At 47.3% G+C, this 19,199-nt stretch carries 16 protein-coding genes; 12 read left to right on the forward strand and 4 right to left on the reverse strand.

All coding sequences use genetic code 11. The annotated features are described in order from the left end of the window. Positions 1–5 precede the first annotated feature (5 nt). Together ERX55_RS05280 and ERX55_RS05285 are read left to right on the forward strand one after the other, a co-directional pair. Positions 6–1,541 (forward strand): Ppx/GppA family phosphatase, encoded by a 1,536-nt coding sequence (locus tag ERX55_RS05280; protein ID WP_208001506.1) that lies wholly within the window; start codon positions 6–8, stop codon positions 1,539–1,541. Positions 1,542–1,592: 51 nt separating this feature from the next. After that, positions 1,593–3,755, forward strand: coding sequence for an RNA degradosome polyphosphate kinase (locus ERX55_RS05285; RefSeq protein ID WP_133451540.1), 2,163 nt, complete (start codon positions 1,593–1,595; stop codon positions 3,753–3,755). A 35-nt stretch (positions 3,756–3,790) separates the two neighbouring features. Here the strand turns inward: ERX55_RS05285 and ERX55_RS05290 are convergent, their stop codons facing one another. Then, positions 3,791–4,396 (reverse strand): nitroreductase family protein, encoded by a 606-nt coding sequence (locus ERX55_RS05290; RefSeq protein WP_133451541.1) that lies wholly within the window; start codon positions 4,394–4,396, stop codon positions 3,791–3,793. A 59-nt stretch (positions 4,397–4,455) separates the two neighbouring features. Continuing rightward, a complete protein-coding gene (locus tag ERX55_RS05295) occupies positions 4,456–5,277 on the reverse strand; it encodes an RluA family pseudouridine synthase (RefSeq protein WP_133451542.1) in 822 nt (273 codons plus the stop codon). A gap of 78 nt (positions 5,278–5,355) precedes the next feature. On the opposite strand from ERX55_RS05295, the gene ERX55_RS05300 reads away from it, so the two are divergent. From ERX55_RS05300 to ERX55_RS05310, 3 genes are read left to right on the forward strand one after another with little or no spacing between them, the layout of a single operon-like run. Further along, entirely contained in the window at positions 5,356–6,894 is a 1,539-nt protein-coding gene (locus tag ERX55_RS05300; protein WP_133451543.1) for a carbon-nitrogen hydrolase family protein, read from the forward strand. Positions 6,895–6,903: 9 nt separating this feature from the next. After that, on the forward strand, positions 6,904–7,992 hold the full coding sequence (locus ERX55_RS05305; RefSeq protein WP_133451544.1) for a GAF domain-containing sensor histidine kinase: 1,089 nt from the start codon (positions 6,904–6,906) through the stop codon (positions 7,990–7,992). A 4-nt stretch (positions 7,993–7,996) separates the two neighbouring features. Further along, positions 7,997–8,626: a response regulator gene (locus ERX55_RS05310; RefSeq protein WP_133451545.1), complete on the forward strand. Its 630-nt coding sequence runs from the start codon at positions 7,997–7,999 to the stop codon at positions 8,624–8,626. 31 nt (positions 8,627–8,657) lie between these two features. Here the strand turns inward: ERX55_RS05310 and ERX55_RS05315 are convergent, their stop codons facing one another. Both ERX55_RS05315 and ERX55_RS05320 read right to left on the reverse strand, forming a co-directional pair. After that, positions 8,658–9,356 (reverse strand): SDR family oxidoreductase, encoded by a 699-nt coding sequence (locus tag ERX55_RS05315; protein WP_133451546.1) that lies wholly within the window; start codon positions 9,354–9,356, stop codon positions 8,658–8,660. Next, positions 9,343–10,230: a cation diffusion facilitator family transporter gene (locus ERX55_RS05320; protein ID WP_133451547.1), complete on the reverse strand. Its 888-nt coding sequence runs from the start codon at positions 10,228–10,230 to the stop codon at positions 9,343–9,345. Before ERX55_RS05320 ends, ERX55_RS05315 begins: the two co-directional genes overlap by 14 nt. Positions 10,231–10,538: 308 nt before the next feature. On the opposite strand from ERX55_RS05320, the gene xdrA reads away from it, so the two are divergent. From xdrA to yhaM, 7 genes are all read left to right on the forward strand, one after another. Further along, positions 10,539–11,003: an XRE family transcriptional regulator XdrA gene (gene xdrA / locus ERX55_RS05325; RefSeq protein ID WP_133451548.1), complete on the forward strand. Its 465-nt coding sequence runs from the start codon at positions 10,539–10,541 to the stop codon at positions 11,001–11,003. Between the two features lie 44 nt (positions 11,004–11,047). Then, positions 11,048–12,178: a DUF445 domain-containing protein gene (locus ERX55_RS05330; protein WP_133451549.1), complete on the forward strand. Its 1,131-nt coding sequence runs from the start codon at positions 11,048–11,050 to the stop codon at positions 12,176–12,178. A 70-nt stretch (positions 12,179–12,248) separates the two neighbouring features. Further along, positions 12,249–12,602, forward strand: a complete 354-nt coding sequence (locus ERX55_RS05335) for a YlbF/YmcA family competence regulator (protein WP_133451550.1) — start codon at positions 12,249–12,251, stop codon at positions 12,600–12,602. A gap of 57 nt (positions 12,603–12,659) precedes the next feature. Beyond that, entirely contained in the window at positions 12,660–14,126 is a 1,467-nt protein-coding gene (locus tag ERX55_RS05340; protein WP_133451551.1) for a coproporphyrinogen III oxidase, read from the forward strand. A gap of 72 nt (positions 14,127–14,198) precedes the next feature. Continuing rightward, on the forward strand, positions 14,199–15,335 hold the full coding sequence (locus tag ERX55_RS05345) for a metallophosphoesterase family protein (RefSeq protein ID WP_133451552.1): 1,137 nt from the start codon (positions 14,199–14,201) through the stop codon (positions 15,333–15,335). Next, positions 15,325–18,231: an ATP-binding protein gene (locus ERX55_RS05350; RefSeq protein WP_133451553.1), complete on the forward strand. Its 2,907-nt coding sequence runs from the start codon at positions 15,325–15,327 to the stop codon at positions 18,229–18,231. The genes ERX55_RS05345 and ERX55_RS05350 overlap by 11 nt, the downstream gene beginning before the upstream one ends. Continuing rightward, a complete protein-coding gene (gene yhaM, locus ERX55_RS05355; RefSeq protein ID WP_133451554.1) occupies positions 18,231–19,172 on the forward strand; it encodes a 3'-5' exoribonuclease YhaM in 942 nt (313 codons plus the stop codon). The genes ERX55_RS05350 and yhaM overlap by 1 nt, the downstream gene beginning before the upstream one ends. Positions 19,173–19,199 lie beyond the last annotated feature (27 nt).

The following is a 19,199-nucleotide window of genomic DNA, read 5'->3' on the forward strand; positions in this document are numbered from 1 at the left end:
GGTAGATTATGAAAAGAATAGGTTTAGTGGATATCGGTTCAAATACTATCAGATTAGTCATCTTTGAGTACTCTGAAAAAACAGGGCTGATTGAACTGCAGAATATTAAAACACCTGCTCGCCTTTATCAGTATCTGGATGCCGACAAAGAAATGGCTGCAGAGGGGATCAATGTCTTATGTGATACCCTCGAAAGCTTCCAGAAAGTAGCGGACAAGTTTGATGTGGAAGCATTATATCCTGTTGCGACAGCGGCCGTCCGGCAATCAAAGAACATCACGGAAATCATTGATAAAGTGGTGGAACGTACCGGAATCAAGATGCGCATTATCTCGGAAAAAGAAGAGGCTTACTTCGGCTACTATGCAGTCGTCAACACGCTTGATTACGAAGACGGGGTCACCGTCGATATCGGCGGCGGCAGCACAGAAGTCACTTATTATGAGGATAAGGAACTGAAGTTCTCGCACAGCTTCCCGTTTGGTGTCGTCACCCTGCAGAAACTATTCTTTAATGGTAAGGCTCATAACGATTCTGGTGCTATCGAAGAGGCCGGAAAATATGTCAAGGAACAGTTGCGGTCACTTAAATGGCTGGGTAAGCGTAAAGTACCTATTATTGCTATCGGGGGATCTGCACGTAACTTCGCACGTATCCATCAGTCTCTGTCTGAATATCCGATTGCGGGTGTCCACGGTTATTCCATGTCGAAGCAGGATATCGAATATGTCTTCAAAAAGCTGATCACCTCGACGATGGAACAGCTTGATGATCTCGATGGTCTGAGCAAGGACCGTCAGGACATCATTGTCCCTTCAGGCATCGTCTTCACGACGCTTTACGAGGAAGTCAATGCCACTGAATTTATTTTCTCACGTAAAGGTCTGCGTGAAGGCATCACGATGTCTATTATTGAGGAAGACTACAAACATCCTTTTGATAAGAATGAAGTGTTTAAAGAGAGCCTGCGCAATCTGGCTTACAGCTACAACATCAAGCATGAAGATGCATTGCAGCGTCGCAAGCTGGCAGAAATGCTTTATTTTGAGCTGGAGAAAATGGATCTCATCGCGGGCGATAAGCAGCAGAAGAAACTGATGCTGCAGGCAGCCTATCTGTTCTATCTGGGCAGTTATATCGATTCTGATGCATCCAGCCAGCACACGTACTATATCATCTCAAACTCAAGTCTGAACGGCATCGCTCATCGTGAGCGTGTTAAATTAGCGCTTCTTGCAAGCTATAAAAGCAAATCGCTCCTCAAGTTCTTCATGGATGAGACAGGCTGGTTCAGTGATAAGGAAAGAGGGGAAATTCAGGTGCTCGGCAGCATTCTGAAGTTTGCGCATGCGCTGAATGTCAGCAATACACGCGTCGTCACCGAGTTATATATGGAACAGGAGAAGGAGCATGTGAACCTGTATATCCATTATTCGGGCGATCCGATTGCGGAGGAATATCAGGCAGAGCGCCAGAAAAAGCACCTGGAAAAAATCACTAAGTCAAAAATTAACATCATCTTTACAGAAAATTTACATTAGTCCGTTATAACTGTATAAGTAAAGGTTATAGACATAGTTGAGGTGACTAAAATGGAAACGAACAAAAAGATGGATTTAAACAATAAAGCATATTATAACAACAGAGAAGTTAGCTGGGTCGCTTTCAATTATCGAGTCATCGAAGAGTCAATGGACATGAAGAATCCGTTGCTTGAACGTCTTAAGTTTTTAGCTATCGCATCATCCAATTTAGATGAGTTTTTCATGGTGCGGGTAGCCGGCTTGAAAGATCAGGTGAAGCTGAATTTCACAGAGCGTGAAAATAAAACGCAGATGACACCGACTGAACAGCTGATTGCTATCGATGAGAAAAACCGTGAAAATGTGCGGATCCAGTATAAACAGTATCATAAACTGCTGAAAGAACTAGAAAGTTTCCAGGTCTTCTTCAAAACCCCTGATGAACTGTCTGCTGAGAACTACGAGTTCATCAAACAGAAATTTGAGTTTGAAATCCTGCCGACACTGACCCCTCTCGGGATTGATGCGTACCGCCCGTTCCCTAAATTAACGAATAAGTCGCTGAACATCTTTGTGGATGTCAAGGATGCGACGGGCGCTAAAAAATCTGCCATCGTACAGATACCGGCGCTCCTTAACCGTATCATCGAAATCAAGGATGACCAGCGCCGCGTCTATGTTCTGCTAGAAGATATCATCACTCACTTCATCGGCCGCTTATTTGCAGGTTATGAAATTCTGCGGACGTTCACTTTCAGAATCACGCGTAATGCCGATCTGACGATTCATGAAGACGGCGCGGAAGATCTGCTGATTGAAATCGAGAAGTTCCTTAAGAAAAGAAAAAGTGGGGCTGCGGTACGTCTGGAGATTGATGTACGGCATGATCCGACCATCAATGGCTCCTTTTTAACTCAGGAACTGGATATCGAAGAACGGGATATCTATAAAATTGATGGCCCGCTTGATTTAACGATGCTCTTCCAGTTGGCGGGCATGATCGGCAAGAAATACCCGCAGCTTGAGTTTAAGCCGTTTGAAGCAGCACCGCCGCTTGCATTGAAGGAGCAGAATGTCTATCAGACAGCGAAGGAACGTGATGTTTTCTTCCATCACCCGTATGAATCATTCCAGCCGATTGTGGACTTCATTAAAGAAGCTGCAGAAGATCCGAATACACTGGCCATCAAACAGACGCTGTACCGTGTATCCAGCGATTCACCGATTATTGAAGCGCTGAAACATGCGGCTGAATCAGGCAAGCAGGTGACGGTTTTAGTCGAACTGAAAGCGCGCTTTGATGAAGAGAACAATGTTCACTGGGCGAAGATGCTTGAAGAAGCGGGCTGTCATGTGATCTATGGGATGACGCATCTGAAGACGCACAGTAAAATCACGCTTGTCATCAAACGCGAAAACGAGGAACTGGTCCCTTATGTTCATCTCGGGACAGGTAACTATAACGATAAGACCGCTAAAATCTATACAGATATGGGTATCATTACAACGAATAAGGAAATCGGTCAGGATGCCATGAACTTCTTCAACTATTTAAGTGGCTACTCTGAGAAGCCGGAGTACAAGAAGCTGCATGTGGCGCCGTTTGAAATTCGTGATGAGTTCCTGGATCATATCGACCAGGAGATTGCCTCTCATCAAGCCAATGGCAACGGTCTCATCATCGCCAAGATGAACTCCTTGACTGATAAAGCAGTGATCAAGAAGCTGTTCGAAGCGAGTCAGGCAGGGGTTAAGGTCAATCTGATCATCCGCGGTATCTGCTGTCTGAAGCCGGGTATTCCAGGGGTCAGCGAGAACATCCGCGTGATCAGCATTGTCGGACGTTTCCTTGAGCATTCCCGTATTTATTATTTCTATCATAACGGCGAAGAAAGAATGTATCTCTCTTCAGCAGACATGATGACGCGTAATATGATCAAACGGGTCGAGATTCTGTTCCCAGTACTTGATGAAGTGATTGTGACCAGACTGAAAGATATTCTGGCGCTGCAGTTGAATGATAATCTGAAAGCACGGGAGCAGACTAATGAAGGGGTCTATGAATACGTAAGGAACGATCTGGAGCCGACTAACTCACAGGAGAAACTCGTGCAGGAAGCGGAACAGTATAAACGCAGCCTCGTCAAAAAAGAGGTGGAGCCGCCGAGACCGATGATGTCTAAGCGTGCCCGCTTATTTGACCGTGTGCGTGCACGTATCAGAAGAAACTGAAAAATCAGTGCAGCGAATTCGCTGCACTGATTTTTTTAGAGGAATTCAGCGACGTCTGAAACAGCAAGACGTGACGTCTCACGTGCTTCTTTAGCCTGTTTTCCGACCGGTATGAGCATGATCGGTAAGTAGCGGTCTTCAATATCGAACGCTTCGATCAGAGCGGTCCGATTAAAGCCCCCGATCGGACAGGTTGATAATCCAGCGAGTGTAGCGGCGTTCATGAACTGCATCGCGGCAAGTGATGCATTCAGGACACCTGCTTCAAACGCATATTCAGGTCGTGAATGCGCGCCAGTGATCTGTCCGGCGAGGCGCTCCTTGAGTTCAGGTGTCATACGTCCAGCTTCGACATCTGGATTAAAGACGGCATCAATATTTTTCTCCGCCTGTTTATCAGCGAGAACGATGAGTGTCGCGCTCGACTCAGTGATCTGACGCTGGTTGAATGCGAGAGGCAGCAGTTTCTCTTTGGCGTCATCACTATGAACGACGATATATTTCCAGTGCTGCAGATTCCACGCAGAAGGTGCACGGTTTGCTTTCTCCAGTAGATCGATGAGTTCTTCTTTTGACAGTTTGAAATCCGGGTCATATTCTTTGACCGCTTTTCTATCTGTGAAAATATTTAAGTCTGACATAATGTTCCTCCTTTTAATTAGCACTTATATGTTAAGTGAAAGAAGGTCAAAATGCAATTTTACTGTTTGAGTTCTGCCTCTACACGTTCATTCGTAATCGGATGGACAAAAGTCAGCTTATAGCCGGTCAACTGCAGCTGGCGTAATTTGGAGTCGCTATACAAAGGATCGCCGAGAACGGGATAGCCGATAGCTGCGAGGTGGACACGGATCTGATGCGTCCGGCCGGTATCCAGTTTCAGTTCAACTTCAGTCACACCGTCGCCGAGCACATGTGAATCGATGATATGTGTGACGGCATGCTGACCGCTGTCGGACACGCGGCGTTTGTTCGGATGGAATTTATCCTTGCCGATAGGCAGTTCAATGGTCTGTTTTTTCAGGGGCAGCAGACTGCGGACTTTCGCTTTATAGGTTCGGGTGATGTCGCGCTGTTCGAGCATGCGGTCCAGTATCTTCTTGACCAGTGGATTCTTGGCGACAAGCACGAGGCCCACTGTCTCCTGATCGAGACGATGAATCGGTTCAACATAATCTGATTTCAGCGTATAGACAGCGTGGTTCAGCAGGGTATTGGTCTCCATCATATCGTTTGGATGGGTCTTGACACCTTTGGGTTTAACCAGTATCGCCAGGTATTCATCTTCGTAAGCCACTTCACAAAGTCTGAAGGACGATTTGTACTGACTTTTCTCCTCTGGCAGTGGCAGCATCAGCTGGTCATCTGTATGAAGAATCGAGCGGAATGTAGCAGGTTCGTTATTAAGCATCAGTTCTTTGGACATGCGCAGTTCATGCATCATTTTTTTAGGTAGCACCCAGTGTTTCAGCAGTTCTTCTACTGTCATGCCGTCAAATGACGAGTTGATTGTGATATTCATTGTTGCCTCCATTATATGTTTAGCGACTCCCTGAGTCGTGTATAATACTTATTATAGAGCAAACGAAGGAGTATGAACATGACAGAGGAACTTAACTTAGAGAATTTCAATAAATCAATTGAATCACGTCTGATGACATTTGATGATATAGATGAAGTCATCAAGCTTCAGGAGGTCTGCTTCCCCGGCATGGAGCCCTGGAAAAGGGAGCAGCTGGAATCCCATTTGAATCTTTTCCAGCGCGGACAGGTGGTCATTGAATATGAAGGAACTATCATCGGTTCCTCTTCCAGTCTGATCATCAATTTCGACGAGTACGATGACCGTCACACATGGGATGATATTACAGACAAAGGTTATATCACCAATCATAATGAGAACGGGCACAATCTTTACGGCATAGAGGTGATGGTGCATCCGGATTTCCGCGGCATGCGTGTCGGCCAGCGTCTCTATGAGGCACGCCGTGAAATTGCCTATGAACTGAACTTGAAGAGTATCATCATCGGCGGCCGTATTCCTAACTATCATCTCTATAAAGATGAACTATCCCCGCGTGAATATGTCAATGATGTGATGAAGCGCAAGATCAAGGACCCGGTCCTGACCTTCCAGTTTATGAACGGCTTTACGTTGATGCGTATCAATCCGGGCTATCTGCCTGATGATGTCAAAAGCAGTAAGTACGCGACACTGATGGAATGGAACAATCCTGACTTTGTGGCGAAAAGCAATCTTCATTTCAAGACCAGCTATCCGGTCCGTATCTGTACGGTCAACTACATGATGCGTAAGATAGATTCATTTGAAGAGTTTGCGAATCAGATTGAATATTTCGTCGATGTGGCTTACGATGCGGGCAGTGACTTTGTTGTCTTCCCGGAACTGCTGACGACCCAGCTCATGAGCTTTGACGAGCGACGCAATCCGGCTGAATCGATTCGCCATCTGACTAAATATACGGAGCAGTACATCGAGATGTTCAACAGCTTCGCGATGGGTTATAACATCAATATCATCGGCGGTTCCCACTTCGTCGAGGAAGACGATGAAATCTACAACATCTCCTACTTATTCCGTCGTGACGGCTCAATTGAGAAGCAGTACAAAATCCACGTCACACCGAATGAACGTCGCTGGTGGGGCATTTCACCAGGTAATAAGGTGGAAGTCTTTGACACGGACTGCGGGAAGATTGCTATCCAGATCTGTTATGACAGCGAATTCCCTGAAATGGCACGTATCGCGACGGAAAAAGGGGCGAAGATCATCTTCACGCCGTTCTCTACAGAAGACCGTCAGAGCTACTTACGTGTGAAATACTGTTCCATGGCTCGTGCGATTGAGAACCAGATCTATACAGTGACAAGCGGCACGTGCGGCAACTTGCCACAGACTGAAAACATGGATATCCAGTATTCAGCGTCAGGTATCTACACACCGAGCGACTTCGGCTTTGCGCGTGACGGTATCATCGGTGAGACAGGTGAAAATGTGGAGATGGTGATGATCGGTGATGTTGACCTCGAAGTGCTGCGCCGCGGCCGTGAAGACGGCACAGTGCGCCAGCTGCGTGACCGTAGACATGACCTCTATCACATTCAATATAAGAAATAAGGTGAGCGCATGAAATCAAAGACAGCACTGTTAAAAGAAATAGCAGAATTTCTGAATGAGGAAACAGAAGTTCAGTCAATGCTGTTGGGTGCGCTGAAACGGCTGGTCGAAGGCAGTGATTTTTCGACCGGCTGGATTTTTTTTATCGATCAGGACGGTCACCATCAGCTTGTCTCTGATTATGACCTACCCCAGGCGCTTGAGCGGAATCACTGCCATTATATGACGGAAGGCCCTTGCTGGTGTGTCTCAAGGTATCATCAAGGCAAATTGACGAAGGCCTCGAACATCATCACCTGCTCCCGAATCGTTCAGGCGAACCGCAAATTCCCGTCTGAAACAGGGGGCATCACGCATCATGCCACTGTGCCGCTGCAGTCCGGACAGGAGAAGTTCGGCCTGCTGAATGTCGCCACACCTCATAAGGAAACGTATAGTGCAGAAGAATTAGAGCTGCTGGAATCAGTCGCCTTCCAGATCGGCAGTGCAATCAAGCGGATTGCGCTGACGGAGAAGGAACGGGAGATTGCGCTGACGAATGAACGCAATCGCCTGGCACGTGACCTCCACGATTCTGTCAATCAGATGCTGTTCTCACTGAAGCTGACAGCCCATGCCGCGGGGGCTCAGACGGAGGATGCCCGCTCGAAGATGGCATTCTCCATCATAGAGGAGACGAGTCAGAATGCCGTCAATGAGATGCGTGCACTTATCTGGCAGCTGAAGCCTATCGGGCTGGAGGAGGGGCTGACCCATGCCATCCGTCAGTATGCCCAGGTGCTGAATCTGGAGACGACCCTCCACGTAGAGGGTCTCGTACAGTTTGATAATAAAGAAGAGATTACTATCTTCAGAATCATCCAGGAAGCGTTGAACAATATCAGAAAACATGCTGAGACACAGCAGGCGGTCATCACAATCAGTGCACACTCTGTTACAATAGAAGATAACGGCAAGGGCTTTACTGTCAGTTCAGCCAGTCAGCTGCCGACACATGGACTTGGCAATATGCAGCAGCGTGCAGAGTCGATAGGCGGACAGCTCCTGATTGACAGCAGTAAAGCAGGAACAACGATTACACTGCAGCTGAAAGGATGAGACCATGACGACACTTGTACTCGTTGATGACCATCATATTGTCAGACAGGGTCTGAAGTTTCTGGTGGATTCGATGACAGATTATGAAGTCATCGCAGATTTCAGTGACGGTCAGGAAGTCATAGACTACCTGGCAGAAGGCGTGCATCCGGCATGTATTCTGATGGACCTTGTGATGCCGCGTATGGATGGAATTGAAACGACTAAATACATCAAACAGCATTATCCGGAGATTAAGATTCTCATCTTATCCAGTTATATTGACGAGGAGCATGTCATCGGCGTCATGGAAGCAGGGGCAGATGGCTATGAAATCAAAGATGCTGAACCCGGTCAACTGATAGAGACCATCAATAAAGTGGTGGCGGGGGAAAGATACTTCCATCCTTCAGTCATGACAGCAGCGGAGGCGGCAGTCTCATTGCCCCATCTTAGGAACAGACTGTCTAAACGGGAACTGGAAGTACTGGAAGAGATGACAAAAGGTCATACAAATAAGGAGATTGCGGATATTCTGTTCGTGTCTGAAAAAACGGTCAAGACACATGTCAGCCACATCTTCACGAAACTTGAGGTGACGGACCGTACGCAGGCCGCTATCTATGCGATGACTTACAACTTAATCAATAAATAAAGCGAAGATGACGTGTCATCTTCGCTTTATTTTAGCCGTTGAAATGCCAGCCTTGATCATTGTGATAAATCATCTGTCTGGTCATGCCGCCATCAACTGTAAAGACCTGACCGGTGATAAAGCTTGCTCTGGCTGAAGCAAGGAATAACATCATCTCAACGATATCTTCTGGTTTACCGACGCGTCCGGCAGGGTGCTGCGAGTGGTTCGCCCCTGAAAATTCAGATTCAGCCGTATCAATCCAACCCGGCGCGATGGCATTGACTCTGACATTCAGGCTCATGGCCAGTGCGTGCGTCAGACTGGTGAGGCCGCCTTTCGCTGCTGTGTAGCTTTCCGTCTGGGACTGACTCATAGCTGCACGTGTAGAAGTGATGTTGATGATGGAACCCTCGGCCGTGAAATCGTCCTTGAAGAGCTTACTGAGATAGAACGGCGCGGCGACACCGACCTGCTGGGCGTACAGAAACTCTTCATAACTGCAATCATCAATGCCTTTCATCAGCGGCAGTGCGTTGTTGATCAGAACATCGATCGCACCAAAGTCCTTCACCACTCTGTCGTGGAACTGGACGAGTGTCTCAGGCTGACTGATATCGCCTGTAAAATACCCGTTCTCCTGAATATCTATGACAGCGACCTCAGCCGCTTCCTGTCTGAAGCGTTCTGCGGCAGCACGTCCGATTCCTGCTGCGCCGCCTGTAATGACCACTACTTTATCTTTGAACATCTGTATCTCCTCCTTCCGGCTCAATGTGTACGATGGTCTCGATGGAGCCGAACTGTTCTTTCATCCTGGACTCAATGGCTTCAGCGATATCGTGACTCTCTTTGACAGTGAGGAGGGAATTGACTGTCACGGTGACATCGGCGAATGTGATGACGCCGTGGTTGCGACCCTTTAAGTCAATTACCCGGATGACGCCGGGAATCGTTGTGACCAGGCTCTTCATGTCGGTCAGCGTCTCGACATCAAAGCCGTCTGTCAGGGTGATGGCCGTATCCTTGAAGATATCGATGGATGTCTTCATGATGATAAGACCGACAACGACAGCTGCGATGGTATCCAGCGTATGGAAACCGAGCATCACGCCCAGGATGCCGGCAAGGGTGCCGAAGCTGACAAGCGCATCGGACAGGTTGTCGTACGCAGCTGCCTTCAGTGCGCTGGAGCCGACTTTTCTGGCGAGATTACGATTGTAGAAATAGACCCCTAACATCAGAATTCCGGAGAGCAGTGCAACGAGACCTGCCTCAAAAGTAGGGGCTGAATACTCGCCCTGAATAAAGTGAGTGATGCCTTGCACAATGACTTGAACTGACACGGCGAACATGATGAAGGACGCGATCAGTGATGCAATAAACTCCGCACGGTAATGACCGTAGTTATGGTTGGAGTCTGCCGGCCGCATAGAAATAGATAGTCCGATGAGTAAGGCGATAGAGGAGATGACATCTGTCGCGTTGTTAAGACCATCCGCCACGAGGGCATGAGAATCATTGAGATAACCGAACACCACTTTCAGGATGGTCAGCAGAATATACATCATGATACTGACGCGCGCGCCCTTTTTTGCCTGTTCCAGTTTATCTTTAATATGCATACAATCCCGCCTTTAGTTAGAATACTTCATTATTATGACGCAAAAGCCTGCTGATTTCTACAATAGAGAATACAGCCCGTGACAGCGTGAAAAAAGAGGGCATCATCATTTGAATTGCGTGACTAATCTGTCAATTTACAGAGAATGGACACATATCGGCAAAAGAGCATAAAATGAGTATTTTTTTCTTTTAATTTTTTGTAAATTATATTAAGATGTTAAAGTGACTTATTGAGATGTGTATTATTTCAATTTAATGTTATTAACATTTAATGATGAGTAAATATATAAAAGAAAGGTCGAATGGAATGGATAAACAAACTTTTACAGATTTACTGCAGACAAAATTTAAGATGGTCAGAATTGAAGCTGGCTATACACAAGATACCATGGCTCAGACGATCGGTCTTTCAAAGAAAACATTAGTGCAGATTGAGAAAGAACGTGTCCTGCCTAACTGGACCACATGTGTCTCATTATGTGCATTGTTCCGCGATTCAGAAGTGCTCCAGACAACACTTGGCGGCGATCCGCTTGAAGTGGTCCAAGTGATTTCGCGTGGTGCTTGTGCATATCCGCAGAACGATAACTTAGATGAGCTCTGGTGGGAAACGAGACGCGAAGAAGCAGGTTTTACTTTACAGTTCAACAAGATCTCAAATCTTTACCGTATTCTTGACCGTTCTAATCAGCCGCTCTATGGTTCTAATAAAGAACGCGAAGCTGAAATGTTCTTCTCTAAGAAGACAGCTGAGCAGCTTGTAAATGTTTAAGCAAACGTCATGACGTTTGCTTTTTCTTATAAAGGAGGAGCTTTATGCAGTCAATACTACTTGTTCTCTTTATGGGTCTGATTGGTGCTGTCATCGGCGGATTCACGAATTATATTGCGATCAAGATGTTATTCAGACCTTACGAACCTGTCTATGTGCTGGGTCGTCAGCTGCCGTTCACACCGGGGCTTATTCCGAAACGCCGTCATGAACTGTCCCAGAAAATAGGTGAGATGGTCACCCGTCATCTGCTGACGCCTGACGTCTTCAAGGAAAAGATCATGACCGCTGAAACACGTGTCTTCTTTGAAAGATTGCTGAAAGAGCAGCTCGGGAACTTGAAAGATCAGCGGTACACGATCGGTTATTTAGCTGAGCGCTTTAACCTGGATATTGACAGCCGGCTGAACCACATGCTGGAAGAGAAAATCAAGGCAGAGCTGACCGCTGTCGCTGACCAGTATGCCGGCACCGCGCTAAGTCAGCTGCTGCCTGAGCAGACCCAGCTGGCACTCACTGAGAAAGTGAATCGGGCTTCTGATGTGCTGCTGGAGAAGTTTCAGGTGTATATCGCTTCAGATAAAGGCTATGACGATATCCTGAACATGGTTGAGAATTTCTTCACGCAAAAAGGTAAAATGATCGGTCTGCTGCAGATGCTGATGACACCGGACGCTATTGCTGAGCGCGTGCAGCGAGAGATGCTGAAGCTGACAGAGGAAGAGAAGATCAAGGCCATCATCCAGAGTGAAGTTGATAAAGAATATAGCCGTCTTATGCAGACCGCGCCTATTGATTATATTTCGGAAGAAAAAGTCCGTCTTCTGATCAACCGTTCCGTCGAGACGATCAAAGAGAAAATCAATATCGAGTACTATACACGCACGCCGCTCTATGAGCTGTTCCCCGAAGCATTCCGCTATGCAGAAAATGAAGGGATGGACCGGCTGCTTGACACAGGACTGGCACGCGTGGCAGACAGCATGCCCGCCATTCTTGACCGCCTGCATATCGCAGAGCTGATCAAAGACCAGATCGACCGTTTCCAGCTGTCATTTATTGAAGAGCTGGTCATCGAAATCGCGAGTAAAGAGCTCAAGCTGATCACGCTGCTCGGCTTTTTACTGGGGGGCATCATCGGCCTCCTGCAAGGTGTCGTCGCCCTCTTTATTTGATCCTAATCAAGTGATTATCTTCCTTAAGTATGTTAAATTAGAGGAAACAGTTAGTTAAAGGAGAATTAATATGTCAGTTAATATTTATGATGATGCAAACAGATTGGAAAGCGCACTGCGCCAGAGCGAAGAGTATCAGGCGGTTAAAGCGCAATTAGAAGCGGTTAACAGCAATGAGGAATCGAAAGCCATCTTCGCAGATTTCCGCAGCATCCAGATGACTTTACAGGAAAAACAGATGAGCGGTGAAGAGATCACAGAAGAGGATATCGCCAAAGCGAATGAGCTTGCGGGCAAGATTGAGCAGGATGAGAACATCTCAAAACTCATGCAGGCTGAACAACGCATGGGACAGGTCATCGAAGACTTGAACCGCATCATCTTAAAACCGCTACAAGACTTATACGGGCAAGACAACCAATAAACATGTAGAAAATAAACGAAACCTTGTTTTCGTTTATTTTTTTTAAAGAGGTAAGCCATGAAACTATATTTGAAGAATCAGGAAATGGAGCATGATCTCCTCTACCTGCAGAACATCATCAACCTTTATTATGAAGACTCTTTTCTCTTGGTAGGAGAAGGGCAGCATGAACTTGCCTTCAAGGTGACAAAGGAAGAAGGCGTCACGGTGACGGGGCATCTGACGATAGACGGGGAAGTCTATACAGCGACCGCAAAGCGGACAGGCCAGGATAAGAAGACGGTGAAACAGGCCGTTGCGGAGACGCTTGTGACGATGCTGACTGCCCATACAGGCATCACGCAGAGCTGGGGGATTCTCACAGGCATCCGGCCGACAAAGCTGTATCACCGCCTTTACCGTCAGGGACTCTCACATGAAGCCATCAGCAGCAGACTGACGCAGGATTATCTGATCAGCCAGGAGAAACTTGATCTGATGAAGTCAATCGTTCACACTCAGAATGAAGCGATACCCGATCTATACGAGCTGAAGCGGGAAGTGAGTGTCTATATCGGCATCCCCTTCTGCCCGACGAAGTGTGCCTACTGCACATTCCCGGCCTACAGTATCTTGGTCCATAAGAATGATGTCCCGGAATTTCTGGTGGGTCTGCTGCATGAAATCGCTGAAACAGGTCGCTGGCTGAAAGAGAATGACATCAAGGTGACGACTATTTATTTCGGCGGCGGCACACCGACATCCATCACACCAAAAGACCTCAAGATGCTGCTGGATCAGTGCTATGCCTCCTTTGATATGTCGACCGTCAGAGAAGTGACGGTCGAAGCGGGACGTCCTGATACGATTGATGCGGAGACGCTTAAAGTGCTGAATGACTTTGACATCGACCGCATCAGCATCAATCCGCAGAGCTTTACAGATGAGACATTGAAAGCGATCGGCCGTCATCATTCTGTCAAAGAGACAGTCGACAAATTCAAGCTTGCCAGAGAATACCAGATGAATAATATCAATATGGACCTGATCATCGGGCTGCCGAATGAGGATCGTACACATGTGGCGCATTCCCTCGCTGAGACAAAGAAGCTGCGACCGGAGTCTCTTACGGTTCATACTCTCAGCTTCAAGCGCGCAAGCGAGATGACCCGCAACAAAGAGAAATATCCTGTGGCGCCGCGTGATGAGATCATGCACATGATGAATATGACCCGGCAGTTCGCTGCTGAAGAAGGCTATAAACCCTATTATTTATACCGGCAGAAAAATATTCTCGGCAATCTTGAGAATATCGGCTATGCCATTGACCAGGAATATTCGCTTTATAACATCCTCATCATGGAGGAGGTTCAGACGATCATCGGCATCGGCTGCGGTGCTTCCTCTAAATTCATTCATCCCGAGACGGGCAAGATCGAGAATTATCTGAATCCGAAAGATCCGAAGAGTTACAATCAGTCATACGCGCACTATACAAGCGAAAAAATCAAAAAGTTGAATCATCTCTATAAAGTCGAAGACTAATCTTCGGCTTTTTTATGTTTCGTCGTCTTTTTTATTGTAAAATAAAGTGAAGTCACTAAACGAGGTAGATCAATGATTAAATTTATTCACTGTGCAGATTTACATTTAGATGCGCCATTCCAGCTGAGTGGCTATGTCTCAGAAGCCATCATGTCAGATATTCACCGCGCCAGCTTTGAAAGCTTCAGTACGCTGATCAAGGATGCGATTCAGCAGGAGGTTGACTTTGTCCTGATCGCTGGAGATGTCCTGGCTGCGGATAATCAGACACTGAGAACGACCATCTTCCTGAAGAAGCAATTCCAGCGACTGAAGGATGCAGGCATTTATGTCTATATCATTCTGGGTGAGACCGGTCTGCCGCTGCGCCCGGTAAGCTGGCCCGATAATGTCATCATCTTCAATGATCAAGTCGAAAGCTATCAGTTTATTACGAAGTCCGGTGATACGGTCTATATCCACGGCACAAGCAGCGGTCATGATATCAGCTATTTTCCGACGAATCAGGTTGATAAGAGCATCCATATCGGAATGCTTTACGGCGAACTCGGCCGTGATTTCGAACAGGAAGCCCTTAACGAGAAGCTCTATCATTACTGGGCGCTCGGCGGCCGTCATAAGAGACAGCTGGTCAGTGAGATGCCTCATATTCACTATCCGGGCAACATTCAGAGCTATCTGCCTGCTGAAACAGGTCGTAAAGGCTACTTGATGGTGGAAGGCGACCATATCGAAATGAAAGTATTATTCGTCCCCGTCCAGCATATCATCTTCGGTCAGTATGAAGTCCGGGTAGAAGATCTGTCGAAGAATGGTCTCCTCAAATTACTGGAAGAATTTAAAGGGGAGCACCGGCCGGACGGCAAAGGCATCTACCAGATTGAACTGATCAATCAGGAGGAGCAGCTGATCACGCCGAAGAGACTGGCAGCGGTCAAGCGCCTTGTGCAGCAGCACGAACGTCATGATCATGTCTTTGTCTGGATCGATAAACTGACAGTGGAGCAGGTTGATACGACGACCCTGCACCGGGAATTTGATGCAGCGATGATAGAAGACGATGCCATGTTCGATCAGGCGATGCAACCGCTGTATCACGATCTGGAGATGAGCCGTTTTCTTGATGATTATACGCAGATTGACCGGGTCGCCCTGATTCATCAAGGGGAAAGAAAGCTGAAAGAAAGGCTGAAGAGCGATGAAAATTAAGAAGCTTGAGATATACGGCTTCGGCCGGCTGGAAGAGCAGCAGTTCAATCTGAATAGAAACTTCACTCAAATATACGGTGAAAACGAGACCGGCAAATCAACGATGCAGACTTTCATCCATTCACTGCTGTTCGGTTTTGGGCGGACAGAGAAACCGCTGTATGTCCCGCGCTTTACGAACCAGTACGGCGGACATATGGTGATTGAGGACGCTGGTTCTGAGCTCCATATCGAGCGGGTTTACCGCGGTGGCACAGAGCAGCTGACAGTTCTCTATAACAACAGCCCGAAGGATGGTGAATGGCTGCATCAGAAGTTCAACTTTATGACGGATGCTGCCTATGAGAGAATCTTTTCATTTGATGTCCTGGGTCTGCAGCAGGTGCACAAGCTGACAGAAGAGAAGCTGCAGGATTATCTGATGCAGGCAGGGGTCTTCGGTTCTACTGAATTCTCAACGCTTGAGACGGATCTGATCAAAGAAAAGCTGCGGCTTCTGTCACCGGATCATTCTGAAGGTGAGCTGAGCGATCATATAGCGGAGATTCTGAATCTGCAGCTGCAGATCAGGGATGAGGAAGTCAAGCTTGAGCAGTACGAGCAGCTGACGGCAGAACAGTTTGAACTGAAGCAGAAAATGGACGATATCAAGACACATATCCAGCAGCTGACGAAATTGCAGCAGATGAAGCAGAAAGAGATGATCTTTCATCACAGTGCCAAGGAATGGAAACAGCTGGAACTGAAGCTGAATATTGAGCCGCTGGTCTTTCCAGATCATGGGATTGAACGCTACGAAGGCTTAAAGAAACAGCTGCAGGCCGCAAGACGGGATATCGCCCTCTGTGAAGAGAAAATCAGTCAGCTCAGATGTGAGAACGCGGCCATTGAGCGACTTGCTGCGTCTGATTTTGCAGCAGCAGAACAGCTGCTGCAGGAAGAGCCGCAGATTAAAGTGCATCAGAAGAACCGCGAGATGCTGGAACGGGATATCGCTGACAAAGAAGCGATATTAGAGAGATTGCAGCATGATATCGGCTGGCAGGAATATCATGCGGTCACGATAGACGAAGCGCTGAAGGATCATCTGATCTATGCTTTGTCAGATAAAGAGCAGCTGAACCTGAAGGCCGCTCAGCTGCAGCGTGAAATCAGTCAGCTGTCTCGTGAAGAAGAGCTGAATGCAGATAAACTGGCAGATATCACACCGCATATCGTGACCGATGAACTCTTCAGAACAGGTATCCAGCTTTCGGAACAGCGACTGGAACTGAGCCAGAAGACAGAGCTCTATCATAAACTTGAATCTGAGCAGCAGCGGACAGCAGAGATTGAAGAGCAGAAACGGCAGAAACTGAATCTGATCTATCTGCTCGGTGGACTGGTCGGGCTCGCGACTGCGGCCTATCTCTTCTACCTGCAGTTTTACATTCCGGCATCCATACTCTTTTTGATACCGATTATCATGATGATCTTATTCTTCCAGAACAAGCCTGTTCCAAACAATCAGAACCATATCATGCAGGACGAGATCAGCCAGCTGGAAACTTCAATTCAGCATCTGCAGTCACAGCTGGATGATCAGTTTGATCTGGAAGGTCAGCGGGCTCTCCGTGACAGACAGCTGCGTATTCTGGATGAGAAGGCAGCGCTTGGACGTAAAAAAGAACAACTGCAGCTGCTCCTGACTGAAGAAGAAGCGGCGCTTAAAAAAGTGAATGATACATTGAACAGAACGAAGAGCCTACTTCAGCTGAAACTCAGTTACGAAGATTCACTGCTGCCGGATGCGTTCCGGACCATCTACCGTCTGCAGCAGACCTATCAGCAGCTCCTCCAGCTGAAGGCGTCATTGAGCGCTGAGCAGCAGCAGCTTGATCACTTCAGCCAGAAGGTGAATGCCTTCAGCCTGGTCTCATCTGACGTGGCCCTCTCAGTCGTCTTCGCAGAACTTGGCGGCCTCGTCAAAACAGAGATACGCAACCGAAAAGAACAGCAGCGCCTGACAGAGCAGTTACAGCTGGCTGAAAAAGAACTGGCCACTTTGCAGGAAGGCTACAAAGAAATGGATACAGAACTGAAGCAGCTGTTCGATGAAGCAGGGGCGGCGGAGGAGTCAGACTATTACAGACAGTTTGAAGCATTCACTGAGTATCATCAGAATCTGAACCGCCATCATCAGCTGAGTCAGCTGCTTGAAGAGGAGAACTTCACGTATGAAATGAGCACCCAGCTGGCAGAGCAGACATCTGAAGATCTGCGGCTCATCGAAGGACGTATCACGGATCAGCTGAAGGAATATGAACAGACATTAAAAGAGCGGGAGCATGAACACTATCAGATTGAGCAGATGATGAAAACAATGGAAGAGGACACCACGCTGTCAGAGCTCAACCATCGTTATGCCATTGAACGTAATATCGTCAATGAGCTTGCGCTTGATTACAGTGCCCTGCATTATATAGAAGTACTGATTGATGCACATCATCAGAGAATCAAGGGAGAGCGTATCCCGAACATCATCCGTAAAGCTTCAGAGATCTTCACGCTGCTGACAGAAGGGCGCTATATCGATGTCATCTATCTGGATGCACTGCTCGTCAAGCATAAGAACGGGCAGATCTATCATCCGACCGAGCTGTCTCAGTCGACGAAAGAGTTGCTTTATATTACGATGAGACTAAGCCTGGTCGATCATCTCAGATACCTCTATCCATTTCCGATTATTATTGATGATGCATTTGTTCATTTTGATAAGCATCGTAAGGATAAGATACTGGAGTACTTAATGCAGCAGCAGGATAATCAGTACTTGTATTTCACCTGCAACCGCTCGACGAATATACCGGCCAAGCAGACAATCGTACTTGAGCGCCACGAGAAGGAGTTAAAATAATGAGAACAATTGAAACATTGAAACCCGGCGAATCGGTCGAAGCATTTTTCCTGATCCACCGAGCTGTCCAAGGGGTGACCAATCAAGGAAAACCGTACCTGACCTTATATCTGAAGGACAAGAGCGGTGATATAGAAGCAAAAGTCTGGACGGTTACAGAACAGGATATCAAACTGCTGCAGCCGGAGAAACTGGTCAAAGTCAAAGGCGATGTCATTGATTATCGCGGCCGCAAGCAGATGAAAGTCAATCAGTTCCGCTTAGCGACAGAAGAAGATGGCATTAAGCTTGAACATTTCCTGGAAGCGGCGCCCGTCTCTGCCCAGGAGATGTCCGACCAGCTGATGACCTATGTCATGGATATAGAGAATGCCAATCTGCAGCGCATCACCCGTCTGTTACTGAAGAAATATCAGCAGGAATTTCTGGTCTTTCCGGCAGCAAGTTCCAACCATCACAATTTTGTCTCCGGTCTCCTCTACCATGTGATGACCATGCTTAAGCAGGCAGAAGCTCTGTGCGCAATCTATCCATCACTGAATAAGAGTCTGCTCTATGCGGGCATTATTCTGCATGACATGGGAAAAGTGAAGGAACTGTCCGGTCCTGTGGCGACGAGCTACACGGTGGAAGGCAATCTGCTCGGTCACATCTCCATCATGAGTGATGAAGTAGCGGAGATGGCGCGTGAGCATGGAATTGAAGGTGAGGAAATCATGCTGCTGAGACATCTGATTCTCGCGCATCACGGCAAACTGGAGTATGGTTCACCTAAACTGCCGATGGTCAAAGAAGCAGAGATCCTTCACTTCATCGACAATATCGATGCCCGTATGCAGATGTTTGATAAACATCTGAAGAAAGTGGAGAAAGGGCAGTTCTCAGAACGGATATTCGCGCTGGAAGGCCGACAGTTCTATAAACCGCAGACACTGGAATAAAAAAATGCTCTGATCTTGAGGATCAGA

The organism is Macrococcus bovicus, assembly GCF_004359575.1.
GTDB classification, from domain to species: domain Bacteria; phylum Bacillota; class Bacilli; order Staphylococcales; family Staphylococcaceae; genus Macrococcus; species Macrococcus bovicus.